Annotated in this window: 8 protein-coding genes and 1 pseudogene; 3 read left to right on the plus strand and 6 right to left on the minus strand. The window is 49.2% G+C overall.

What is annotated here, in order from left to right; translation table 11 throughout:
• Nucleotides 1–151 precede the first annotated feature (151 nt).
• Nucleotides 152–828, plus strand: a protein-coding gene (locus MGMO_RS12945; protein ID WP_152976366.1) for an IS1 family transposase whose coding sequence is annotated in 2 segments (ribosomal slippage) — nt 152–478 and nt 481–828 — 675 coding nt in all. Because the reading frame shifts where the segments join, the coding sequence is not laid out codon by codon here.
• On the opposite strand, the gene MGMO_RS12955 is transcribed toward MGMO_RS12945, so the two are convergent.
• Both MGMO_RS12955 and MGMO_RS12960 read right to left on the minus strand, forming a co-directional pair.
• Entirely contained in the window at nt 825–1,367 is a 543-nt protein-coding gene (locus tag MGMO_RS12955) for a VPLPA-CTERM sorting domain-containing protein (RefSeq protein ID WP_023495512.1), read from the minus strand. The two genes, MGMO_RS12945 and MGMO_RS12955, sit on opposite strands and share 4 nt — an antisense overlap.
• An 82-nt stretch (nt 1,368–1,449) precedes the next feature.
• The gene (locus tag MGMO_RS12960) at nt 1,450–4,821 is read right to left on the minus strand and encodes an ExeM/NucH family extracellular endonuclease (protein ID WP_023495513.1); all 3,372 of its coding nucleotides are present in this window, start codon (nt 4,819–4,821) and stop codon (nt 1,450–1,452) included.
• A 403-nt stretch (nt 4,822–5,224) separates the two neighbouring features.
• Between MGMO_RS12960 and MGMO_RS12965 the strand changes: the two are divergent.
• Nucleotides 5,225–6,538, plus strand: a pseudogene (locus MGMO_RS12965) (IS1380 family transposase).
• A gap of 280 nt (nt 6,539–6,818) precedes the next feature.
• Here MGMO_RS12965 and MGMO_RS12970 read toward each other — a convergent pair.
• On the minus strand, nt 6,819–7,997 hold the full coding sequence (locus MGMO_RS12970) for a DUF1624 domain-containing protein (RefSeq protein WP_023495516.1): 1,179 nt from the start codon (nt 7,995–7,997) through the stop codon (nt 6,819–6,821).
• 8 nt (nt 7,998–8,005) lie between these two features.
• On the minus strand, nt 8,006–8,659 hold the full coding sequence (locus tag MGMO_RS12975) for a YceH family protein (RefSeq protein WP_036307981.1): 654 nt from the start codon (nt 8,657–8,659) through the stop codon (nt 8,006–8,008).
• A 602-nt stretch (nt 8,660–9,261) separates the two neighbouring features.
• Between MGMO_RS12975 and MGMO_RS12980 the strand changes: the two genes are divergently transcribed.
• Nucleotides 9,262–11,136 (plus strand): TonB-dependent receptor plug domain-containing protein, encoded by a 1,875-nt coding sequence (locus MGMO_RS12980; protein ID WP_023495519.1) that lies wholly within the window; start codon nt 9,262–9,264, stop codon nt 11,134–11,136.
• 105 nt (nt 11,137–11,241) lie between these two features.
• Here MGMO_RS12980 and MGMO_RS12985 read toward each other — a convergent pair whose 3' ends face one another.
• Together MGMO_RS12985 and MGMO_RS20650 are read right to left on the minus strand one after the other, a co-directional pair.
• Nucleotides 11,242–12,366, minus strand: a complete 1,125-nt coding sequence (locus MGMO_RS12985) for a LuxR C-terminal-related transcriptional regulator (RefSeq protein WP_023495520.1) — start codon at nt 12,364–12,366, stop codon at nt 11,242–11,244.
• Nucleotides 12,367–12,619: 253 nt separating this feature from the next.
• Nucleotides 12,620–12,831 (minus strand): hypothetical protein (locus tag MGMO_RS20650; RefSeq protein WP_235557285.1); only part of this gene is annotated, 212 nt, incomplete at its 5' end.

Here is a 12,831-nt window from a genome sequence, read left to right on the forward strand (position 1 = left end):
AAAATACCACTCAATCAATTGGTTACAAATATAGAGTTCAATGCAGAGGAACTGCAAATGCCTAACCAATTGAATTTGTTTGATGAAATCTTCGGACAGTAATGAGTTAATGTATAAGTTTTGGAACATTCAGGTGCCTTGGGAGGGCGTGATGGATTGTCCAAAATGCGGCAAGCAGGCGAACTGCAAAGACGGTCGGGCGAATGGCCGCCAACGTTATTTGTGCAAGGATTGCAACCACCGTTATACCGTTGCGCAACGCTCGACGGCTGGGGATGGCGCGGTGAAGCGCCAAGCCCTGGAGCTTTACCTGGAAGGGCTTGGCTTCAGGTCTATTGGGCGCATGCTAGGGTTCAGCAATGTCACGATCTTGAACTGGATCAGGGCGTTTGGCGAGCAATTGGAGGGCATCAAGAACGACAGCCCTGTGCAGGTGGTCGAGATCGACGAGATGCACAGCTACGTCGGCTCAAAAAAAACTATTGCTGGATATGGATTGCTGTTGATCGACATGGGAAAAGGTTCCTCGGTTGCGTACTGGGCACCCGGGGAGTTGCAACGGGGGAAAGGCTCTGGCAAGCCCTGGCGCCAATCGCGGGCGAAGTGATGACAGACTATTGGCAACCTTACGAGAGCTTTGTCCCCGCAGGGCAACACACGCAATCAAAGGCCGAAACCTTCACCGTTGAGGGCTACAACAGCTTGTTCAGGCATTTCCTTGCCAGGTTGCGCCGCAAGTCAAAATGCTACAGCAAGCGCCAAAAGATGTTGGGGTATTCCGTACGGCTTCTGATGGCTAAAAGAAATAATGAGCTTATCTATAGTTAATTAGCAATACCCTGAGTTTTACGGCGGCGTTTGGCCACTAATGCACCCAAAGCGCTGCCGAACAACCATACGGCACTGGGCAATGGCACTGCTGTGGCGGTTGAAAAACTTAAGGAGCCAAAGCCAGAATTACCGGAGACGGTTTGATATGAAAAATAAGGCACATCGTCCGGCAAGGCCAAACCCGCAGCGGACACCAAGGCAAACGAAGGATCGAAACCACTTGCTGAATAAGAAACACCCAGGAACAGGCCATCAAAAAAATCAACAGTCGATTGGAAATCAGCGTCTGTTAGGTTGTACGATGCCGTCAAAAAATTGAACGAGAACGCTGACAAATTAATCGATTCCAAGCCCAAATTGGTCAGGCTTGCATCGTCGAAGGCAAAACTGCCGCTGTAGCTTTCCCCTGCCAATGCGCCTGATTCGACCAATCCGTTAAAATTGTAATTGATAATTGATGCTTTTGATGCCGGAGCCATTATCAGCAATGCACTAAAGACACTGATGCAAGAAACGAATTTTAATTTGGTATGCATAGTTATATTATCCTATTAATTCTGGTCTGCAAACGCCGCCTTCCGGTTTGTGAAGGCGGCGGCTTGATAAGGGTTATGCCGCTTAGAAAATAAAATTGGCAGCGTTGTTTAAGTTAAGGGCGGTCACGTTGTTAATGATAGCCAATGCCCGTTGCACCGCTGGGCCGGCACCATCGGTATCAATGTAGAGCACCGTATTGCTGCCGGAGGCGGCAAACTTGACGATACCGTCTGCAAGCGGATCTGCACCTTGATAGCCTAGGCTTTGCAATAAGGCGGTCAGTACGATTTTGTCTTCACCCACTGCAAAGTCGATAATCGTGTCGATGCCGTCCCCTGTGGTGACGTAGACGAATTCGTCCTCATTCAAACCGCCCGATAAGGTATCTGCACCGACAAATCCAGTGATGCGGTCTTTGCCTGCCGAGCCAACCAGGGAATTCCTGGCTGCCGTACCTTCAACAATATTGATGGTTTCACCCAATTGCAGCCCGATAACCACAGGGTCATGGTCGGACGTGCGGAATTGGTTGGCGGCATAAAGCGGTAAGGCCGCCGGTTTTGCTTCAAAAGAAGCCTCGCCTGTGTCCCTGATGGTATCGTTGTAATCGAACGACGGCGGTTCGTCGGCATTGATATGCCAATCCCCCGCGCCAGTGACTTGGGGCAGCAAGGTTATATTCGCTAGCGCATGGTCCAGGTATCCAGTTTGTCCATCAAAGACGTAAGAATAAGCCGAATCGCCACCAAATGCTTTGACCAAATTGATGTAATCGTCAAACGTACCGGACGCATCGTCAGAGCCGTTTTCTATCGCCTTGATTGCGTCTTCTTTGGCGTAGCTGTTTAAGTCACCGATAATCAAGAAATCAGGGTCGCCACTATTGGTCGGATCGCTATTCAGCCAATCAACCATCGCCAAGGCTGCGTTTTTGCGGGTCTGGCTACAATTTCCCTGACCATCGTTTAAGTCCGCGTCGCCCACATCGAGACAATCCGATCCTTTTGATTTGAGATGGTTGACCGCCACCGTCAGCTTTTCGCCTGTACTAATCTGGCTGAACGTCTGGGCCAAGGTAGGACGGTTTTTGGTGTCGATAAAACGCACATCAACACTGGTCGTCAAGATTGCGTGGCTTCCCACTGGCGCAACCGATGCGGTTTTGTACAGTAATCCGACCTTAATGGCATCACCCGTTGTAGAGCTATTACCAATTATACCGGCGTTGATGAAGTCGTAAGGACCGCAACCACTGATGGCGTTTGCAGCCGCAACCAGCACACTTAGCGAAGTAGTCGCGTTGTTTTCAATTTCCATCATGCCAACAATGTCCGCGCCAATACCGCATAGTGCGATTGCCGCTTTTTCGGTTTGGCGGGTCAATTCTGCCGCCGAATCCGCGCCACGGCAATCTTGGATGCCATCAGGGCCGCAAGGGCCGCTTGTGGTGCTGGCAGTCTCGTCTATTGTAGTGAAATAATTCAACACGTTAAAACTCGCCACTTTCAGGTTGCCGCCTACCGTGGGCACTACTGGCTTGCGTGGATTGGCTGGGGTAAAATTGTAATCGATCAACTCTTCAACGGGTCGGATACGCCATGCGTCCGTACCCGTTAGGCCTGCAAACGACCAATGCAGGACACCCGTCAAGTTCGTGATGATATCGCCGCCACGGAAACGGTTGCTAATACTCAAACCACCCGTTGGGTAAGGCAACGGTAAGCCGCTCGTTAGCGCAAAGTTTTGGCTGTTGTTGCCGTCATCCAGGATGATTTGGCGCTTCGCCAGTGTTATTTCTTGATCGACCAAACCTGTAACATTTGGATTGCTGACACTGGTGAAAGTCGGTATCCGACCGCCCTGGCTTAACACCAACTGACCGTAGCGTTCCAATTCAAAATATTCCGACACTTTCAAGGTAGTCGGAAATTTCACCAACATGCCTTCAAACGCTTCGTAATAAGCGTTGATGGCTGCCGTCGCGTTCGCCAAGTTACCGTTCGGGATGTTTGGCACCGGCAAGGTCAACGTAGCTGCCGTCGGGATAGCTTGGCTGTTTGTACACACTTTCACGTCAGTCACTGAACCGATTTGCGTCATGCCGAAGAATTCGGCAGGTGTGCCTGTTACCCGAACGCGGTCGCCAACACTGACATTTGCCAATGCCGTCGTGCCGTCGAACACAAAAATACCTTCCGATGTCGCGTGGTTAGCGTCAACATCCGAGTCTTCTTCTTGCACAAAGTAACCGCGTAAGGAGTTCGTGCTAGTGCCTTGGTAATCCCCGACCACTATGCCTTCAATGCTGGTTACACCAGAAAGCGGCGTACTCGCGCCATTGCCTTGGACGGCAGAGATTTTGGTCGCCGGATCGCCGCAAGTGCTGCCTGGGGCGATGTCGTTGTCGGTAATGGCAATAGTCTGTGCCGTAGTTGTGCCTAAGCTTATCCCCGCTGTCGGGTCGCTGATGGTTAGAGATGCGGTTTCAGTGACTTCCACCAGGGCATCATCCACGACGGTAAACGTGACCGAGCCAGTCGTGCTGCCATTGGGAATCGTGATGACGGTATTGCTCAGCGTGTAGTCGCCCGTGGTTATGTCCGTGCCAGACACCGCCAGCGTAACGGTTTGATCGCCAACGACCGCAGCAGACGCTGTCACCGTTACAGTCACGGCGGTTGCCGCCGCTTCACTGCCCGTGTTGGCGCTGACGGATAAGTTAACTGTCGGCGTAGTGACCACGTTGCCTGAGGGTGTCAACGAGAAATCATCGACGGCCAGGCCATCGTCAGCGCCCGTCGCATCGGTGTCTGTCCAGCGTAGCCAAAACGTACCGCCCGGTGCGATTGACAAGGAGGCAATGTTTGCAGAAATGGCAGTACGGTTACCGGAGGCATTGCCGTCTTTGGCACCAGTTGTTGCCGTATTTGGCGTAACAAAATTTAAGCCGGACGCGCCCGTCCACGTTCCTGTGGCAAGGTCGGTAGCGTTGGTGCTGTATTCAAAATTGATTTGGTCGGTACGTGCCGCCGTTCCCAAGCGCCATTGCTCGCCGTTATAAGCGATAGCAAAAGTGTTGATTGTCGCGCCAGTGTCGTTGGTGAAACAAGCCCCAAACACCGGAATTAAAGTACCACTACGCAACCCACCTAAAGCACGTTCAGCACTTCCGGCAGCACCATAACTGTAAGTATCGCCAGTATTGCTGGCACCCGTGTCAGCAGCGTATTGCTCGTTATCACGAGTGCCGCCGCCCGTTTCAGTCATAGACCACCCATCTAGGCCCAGTGCATTAGTTGTTCCTGCGGTGGCCAACGTATCAAAGTTTTGCGTGTAGGCATTGTCCAATGCGGACAATGACACACAAGCAGCCTGAACGACTGGCGTAATATTAAGCGCAGTAAATAGGGCGAAAGCTAGGGGATGTCGTTTAGATGGGCGCATTATGGGCATAATTCCCTCGTCTCATTGAGAAGCATGGATAGGTTATTGTTTTGAGACTGCTTACGGCAGTACCGTCTGGAAACAATTCCAATGACGACCGGAGCATACAGAAATGAAATTTAAGAATTGTTACAGTTGTAAGTTAATTTGATGAAGTGTATTACACGTTTACAATGTAAGAGACATATCCAAGATCAGCTTTACCAACGGGCTGAACCGAAGGCCATGGTCGCGACAGGGAATCGGAGCATTAAAAAGCTGGTCGAATTGACAAATTCAGTTAAGCAAGCACCCAAATGTCCGGTTTGGTGAAAGCTGAACTAGCCCGAATATCTCATGAAAAAGGCGGACAAGTCCCGTAGAGTTCGATAAAATTCAGTTGCTTAGATTGAATTTGAACAAGGACTTGCCCGTGCCAAACTGTACCGCAACCAAAATAGAATTTCCAGCCTTTAAACGCCGCCAAATCGAAGCCAATTTTAGCGGCGGCGCGATCACCAGTGATGGCGGGGTGTTGTTGTTAAGGACGATTGACCAACGGTTAAGGTTAACCGAACGGGTAGCTGCCCAGATGCCTGATCCCAGGGATCCGGACAGAATCCAACATCAGGTCGTGGACCTGTTGCGGCAACGGGTGTATGGCTTGGCGTGCGGTTATGAAGACTTAAACGACCACGACACCTTGCGCAACGACCTTGCCTTCCAGACGGCAGTTGAAAAAGACCAGGTGCTGGGCAGCCGTTCCACCCTGTGCCGGTTCGAACAACAAGCGGGCCGGGTTCTCACGTGGCGCCTTCATGAACAGCTGATGGAACAATTTATCGCGTCATTTGATGTTCCGCCAGAATCCTTAATCCTGGACTTTGACGCCACCGACGACCCGGTGCACGGGGAGCAGGAGGGCCGGTTTTTTCATGGCTATTACCGGCACTACTGTTTTCTGCCGCTGTACGTGTTCTGTGGCGACTAGTGTCTGGTGAGCTACCTGCGGCCCAGCAACATTGACGGCGCCAAGCACAGTTGGGCGATCCTGGCCTTGCTGGTCAAACGCTTGCGCCAAGTTTGGCCGACGGTTTCGATTACTTTGCGTGGCGACAGCGGCTTCTGCCGGCATAAAATGCTGGGCTGGTGCGAACGCAACGGCATCCATTATATTGTCGGCTTGGCCAAAAACCCGCGCCTCAACCAGTTAAGCCAACCCTGGCTTGACCAGGCCAAAAGCCAATTTGAGGCCCAGCAACACAAGCAACGCCTATTTGCCGAATTGCACTACCAAGCAGGAACATGGAAGCGCCAACGCCGGGTTATCCTCAAAGCCGAGCACATGGGCCAGGGCAGCAACCCGCGTTATGTCGTCACCAATTTGGCAGGCGACCCCAAGCAGCTTTACGAAACCGTCTATTGTGCCCGGGGTGAGATGGAGAACCGAATCAAAGAGCAGCAGTTGGACTTGTTTGCCGACCGCACCAGTTGCAGCCGGTGGTGGCCAAACCAATTCCGGTTGTTGCTGTCGACGCTGGCGTATACGCTGACGAGTGCTATCCGCCGCATCGCCTTGCCGCAAACAGAGCTGGCGCAGGCGACGTGTGCGACAATTCGATTGAAACTCTTTAAGATCGGTGCCGTGGTGATCCGTAACACCCGGCGGGTGAAGCTATTGCTCAGCAGCAGTTATCCTTATCAAGCTTTGTTTCAATCGGTCTGCCAAAAACTCTGTCCTGATTAATCCGAAAGCGTGCTGTTCCCGGCACGTTAAACAACGGGGTAAGGGGAAGCTGCGCCTGAAGAAGCGAATTTGCCTTTCAATTAAGAACCATACCCCTTTTATTGTGAAAAACATGCCCGATACAATTGCCTACCGGTAGTCGACTGATATTTTGCTTAGGTCATGAAATATCCGGGCTAGCACCGTGAACTACCGTTTTGGGGTCGATTTTGTCTATTTTATGTAGAACCCAAAATGACAATGGCAGGTGTTCGGCATTGAGAAGCAGGATTCGTTAATTTTAGATATAGCTCAGCCACCGAATTTCGGGATGGTGATATTTATATGACGAGAACAGTTTGCAAAGTGGATATAAGAGCAGGGTCATTACGACCCAGACAAAGTAAACGGTCGGTAGGTTAAAACCGTATTCCGGTGCTGGTATGGTAGGAAAAGCATGACTGCCACGGCCAAGCAGCCAATCAACCTGTAATCCCCTAAAATAAGTGACGGCAAGCGTTGCGCCATGAATAAGAGGTAGGTGGATCAGGTAAAAAAATAAAGGCACCCGGCCGAAAATGAGCAAAGGTTCTTTAACCGGAATCAGCTTTTTCGATTCAAAGAAGGCTAGAAACAACATCATAATACTGATCGTAACCAACAAATAAGACAAAGACGGCGGGTATTTCTCGCATTTCAGGATGGAGAGAACTGTGAATAACGGATTCTGTTGGGCTTGCCAAGGTTCGGGGTCGCCGTAGATATTACTCAGGCGCAATAGTAAAAATAATCCAATGAAACCGATTCCAAACCGTAACAATAAAGCCCTTCTTGAAATCGAAGGTCGTAAAAATACCGGTCCAAAGCTGTAACCAGCAGCCATCACGCCCAACCACGGGATAAGTGGGTAATCAACATAAAAGCTATAGCCAGGACTCAATTCGATCCGGCCTGGAACATGCAGGATCTTCCATAACCAAGCGAAACCACCAAAATCATCAGGACGTAAGAAATCCAGTGCATTGTGTCCGGCAATAGTGACAATTGCAAAGCCAGCAATTACCCAACGAGGCAAAAAGATCAGGCCTGACAATCCCACCATCGACCAACCCAAAGCCCAGATCACCTGACCAAACTGGACGTGGTAGTCCCAGTTGAACAGCCAGCCAAAACGCACCAGGGTGAGCTCCAAAAAAACCAGCCACAGGCCACGGGTGAACAAGTAGCCTGCCAGTTGCCGGTTAGTCAGGTTACGTCGCACCGTTGATAGGTAAGCGCTGCTACCTGTTAAAAAGACAAATGTCGGTGCGCAAAGGTGGGTGACCCAGCGGGTGAGGTAAAGTTCGGCACTGGTCTTGCTAAGGTCGGTAGGGCTGTATAAGGCATCCGAAAAGAAATCGCGGGTATGGTCCAGCGCCATCAAAACCATGACTAGCCCCCGCATCAGATCAATCGTTTCCAAACGGCGAAAATTAAGCATTAATCTGCCTATTCGAGTTTTTGTTCAGCTAGATGTTCGTATTTCTGCCGAAGCTCATCAAGGCCTATTTGCAGCTCATAGACTTGTTTTTCAAGGGTGTCGATCCTTTGCCGATCAGAGACTGTGGTTTCGACTCCCTCACTTTCCATTGTCGGCATAGTAGACGATTGGGGATTTCCGCTGAACAGATGGGCATAACGGGATTCGCGCTTTCCCGGTTCACGTGGAAGCTTGGCCACTAACGGTTCTTCCCGTGCCATTAAGCTTTCCAGCTCCGCTTCGACTTCATTCACATCTTCGAATTTACACAACCGTTCGGTACGGCTTCGCAATTCCCCAGGCGTTTGCGGGCCTCGAAGGAACAGCTCGCAAATAATGGCTGTGGCCTTCTCTGACAGTTGCAGCGTTCCAAATTCGCTGTTACAGAAACGGTGTTGGTATTTGGTGACGCGGCTGCCATAGCCACGACTCACCAGAAATTTTTTAATCAGGCCGTCGACGGTTTCTTGTACCGCGGTCTCCTTCAATTCCAAGACGGGATCACGGTTGCTTTTCTGATTACAGGCGTTCAACGAAAGGGGATATTGGTCGGGCGTGGTGATTGCCTTTTCAATCAAGCAACCTATCACCCGGGTTTCGTAAAGGTTGAGGTTCATTTTCATGGAATTGTGTGGAAACCCAGGGTTGGTGTTGCAAGTTGGTGCTACCGATCGCCGCAAACTTCCTCCCAGCAACCGGACTTTGAATTTTAATCATAAGCTATTCACAGGAACCCAACAAATTATTGAATAGACTTTAGGGGGCAAATTTGCTTTTGAGATGGGGTTTAATTGCTACTATTTGGGTACTAATAGGGATGCCAAAAAGCTATTTAATAAATACATTACAATGTTACGCTACTATTTATTAATCTTTTACTTAGCGGACATTGGCTCATATCAACCAATTTTGTAAGATCGGCCAATTGCAGCCGCCCAAGGGTTCTGGAAGCTGACATTGAAATCGGAATAAACAGACCTTCGAAAATTACGGAAAAATAATCAGTCAGTAACTTTTGCTTAAGGTGTTGTCTTTTTAGTTGGAATAAAATCACACATCAAATCAGTTGCAGAATCTGACAAATGAAATTCGAATCCAGCATTCAGTGTCGCATTAGCTACCCGATTCTTTGATAACAGTGCAGGCCGCAATTTAGCTTTGATTTGTTTAATAAATAAACTAACCTAACATAGCCCCAAAATAACAATAATAAATCCGAGCTATCGTGCAATTCCGTCCTTTGTTACAGCATCTGTGCTTTGTGGCTATGGCGGTCAGCATTGAAACCGTAGGAGCTAAGTTGGCGTATGCCATTGAAACCCTGTCCGAAATTACCGTTACAGCACCGCGAAAACCACTGGCAGATCAGATTAACAGTCCTCAGATGCTGGATGAAGAGGATATATCAATAGCGCATGAACGCAGTATCGCCGATGTAATTCAAGGATTCCCCGGGATAAGTTCATCCAAAGTCGGTGGTTTCGGCCAAATTGGGGCATTGAATATACGTGGTGCTGGTGGGCAAGGCATGGTTACCTTGGATGGAATTCCATTGTTACAGTCAGTCCCCGGATTCCTGAATCTGGACACTTTACCTACGGAGGCTATCCAGAAGGCGGAAATCGAACGCGGCCCTAGCTCTGCATATCACTCATTCCAGGCATTAGGCGGTGCGATTCGCCTTTATACGCAGGATCGACAAGATACCGGCGGCAAGCTTTCCGTAGAAGGCGGCAGCTTCGGTATCCTTCGGGAAACCCTGCAAAGTGGAGTTAACGGTACGCTAGGCCGGATGACCGTTACCCTAAGCCGTGCTGATGCCTTTGATGGCGCTCCCCTAGCCAATCCTGCCAACAATCCCGAGCGTGACCCTTCGCATTTTACCCAAGGTATCATGCGCTTTTCCTCCGACTTAACATCCCGTTTGTTGTGGCAAGGCTCGATGTTATATCGAAAATCGGGAGCGAGTACGGACAAATTTGGCATCGACGAACAGGGACGGGTCGCGTTTCAGGACGATCCCAATAGTGCTGCCAGTGAAGAAACTTGGTTGGCGCAGAATAGCCTAAGTTATAAAGTGGCTTCAAATTGGAACACGCATTTACAACTGGGCTTTACTCAATTGGCCAATAGTGTCAATGCGGGGCCGTTACAAAACGGCGTGACCAGTCGGCTGTTTTTGGCTAATTGGAGCAATACCCATACGATTATCGACAATGACAAGCAAAAATTACAGTGGCATGTTACCTGGGGCGGTCAAGGCCGTCATGAGCAAGGCGCATCGCCAACAATCGGTTTCAGCCAAGAGCGCACGATGGCCTCGGGTTATATCGACACCCAAGCCCAACACGGCAATTTGAGTGCAGAAGCTGGGGTCCGCGTCGAACATTTTGACCAATTTGGCGACCATACACTATTTAAAACCGCTGCGGCATGGCAAATAACGCCCAATTTAACCATACGGGCATCAGGCGGAACCGGCTACCGCCTACCCAGCTTCACAGAATTGCTGTTCCTGTTTTTCGGCAATCCGCAGTTAAAACCTGAGCGTTCGGCCAGTGGCAACTTAGGCTTGGAATGGTATCCGGTAACAGGCATGAAAATTACCCTCAATGGTTATTACCATCGTTATCATGATCTCATCACACCGGCCTACGACCCACATAGGGGGGCCATTAGCTTAAATGTCGCAGATGCCAGCGTTGCCGGAATGGAGTTGGAATCCCAATACGCCTCGACGGATTCTTTGGATACGGGCATCAGCTACACCTACGCCGACAACCGCGATTTAAACACGGACAAAAACCTGCCATTGCGTCCTCAACACACCGCAAGGGTTTGGGGACAGCAAAAATTGACGCATCTTCCGATTACTTTGTGGGCCGAGACCGTTATTCGCAGCGCCACTTGGAACGATGTTGCCAACACCATTCCCGTTAACGGATCAGTCCAGGTTAATGCCTCAATCCGCTATGCACTCTCTAACAATGCGGAAATTTACTTGCGCGGAGAAAACCTGCTCAATAACCGCACCCCCCAAGTTTACAGTATCTATATGCCGGGAGTTGCCGTATACGGCGGTTTTAGGCTGGATTTTTAATGGGATAAAAGAAAGATTCAAGATCGCCATTAGACTTGCCGTTGGGGATGTGCAAAAAGCCCTTACAAGGTACATTAAACGCGGTAATTCCTTAACACACCCAATTTATGGGCTTTCTAGTCTCACCGAACCCTTATTGATTTGATTTGAATGATCCAAGGCTAATAACATGGGCAGCAATTCATCACGGCTGTTGATGTCCAGCTTTGTGAAGATTTTTCGGATATGGTCTTTTGTTGTGGGCAATTTAATATGCAAGCGTTGGCATATTTGCTCATTTGAACAACTCTGCGCCAGCATAGCGGCAACTTGTTGTTGTACAGGCGAAAGTGACAGGTCTTGCAATGCCCGCAATATCTTTATTTCCAGGGGTTCTTGATGCTCAATGGTCATGCCGACCACACCGCCAGATTCCTGATTTTGTCTGTCCAACCAATAAGCTCGAAAAATGAAACGGCCGCGGCCATTGACATGGCTCCACGAAGGCGGGGCAGCAACTTTGCCATGAAATATAGCTTGCAAGTTACGGCACAGTTTCGTCAGGTTCGCCATCAATTCGACTTTTTGTTCATGCGCCCCTACGTTTAGCGTTGGATGACATGCCAAAGCCAGTAACAATTTGGCCTCATGGCTGAGATACTGAATTGACCCCTGGGTATCCATAATCATCATGCCCGATTCCCCGGCATCAGAATAATGAATGTCTTTGCTTTGATCGCAAAGCGCATGCGCCACATAAGGCAACAAACTAGTCATAAGTGTTTGTTCATAATCATTAAAAGAGTTTTGTGTCGGTGGGCGAAATAAGGATAACATGCCGACCGGCTTACCGTATTGAGTTACCGGAGCTGACAGGACATGGTGTTGCTCCCATTGACGAAAAACTAAGTTATACAAATCAGTAGAGTAAAATGCCCCATCTATCACCCTAGGATTCGCCAACACCGAAAATTTAGTAAACCATTTGCCTGCGCGCAATGTCCGTTCTGGTGTCCAAAAGCCACCCATAACAGAAAGGAGAAATTCGTCCAACTCGGCATCAACAAACTCAGCTAAGAAATAAGTTGGCAATAGCTCCTCGTCGACCCCTGAAAATGTATTGTTTCCTGATGGAATGGCAATTTGTACAGCGCGGAGAAACTCAGGAATAACAATTTCCTTATCCAACCCCGAACAACACAACTGGCGAAGATAAGCGATAGCTTTACTTTGTTTCGGGTTATGACCCATCGCTCTTCCCGTTATTATTGTACATTATTGAAAATAATAGTTTTTATGGCTTGCTAAACTTAGCATTAACGCGTTTCCTCCCTCAATCTTACCTGATCACTGTATAAACGATTTTGCACGGTTTCTCACCTAGACTCTACCTACTTATTACGCATTCATTTAACAATAAGGTGAAAATTGATTTTATACCATCCCTAGGGATGGTGAAAACGGAAAATATTCGGTTTAATCTGGACGCTGGGAATAAAGAAGCTTAAGTAACGGCTTGCATGAATGCAGGAGGCAAAGCAACAAATGGACCACAAATTGTTCCAATGTTTGCTGTATTCAGCAACGCCCGTACTTTAGAGTATGTAATGTGCTTATCGCTTGGAAAAGGTAATAAAAAGAACGTAGGCCAGTCCACTCGTGGGTGATGCGCTATTAGGGTGTGGCATTTGTCCATCTTAAGGAAACATTGGTGGA

The organism is Methyloglobulus morosus KoM1, from assembly GCF_000496735.2.
In the GTDB taxonomy this organism is placed as follows: Bacteria; Pseudomonadota; Gammaproteobacteria; order Methylococcales; family Methylomonadaceae; genus Methyloglobulus; species Methyloglobulus morosus.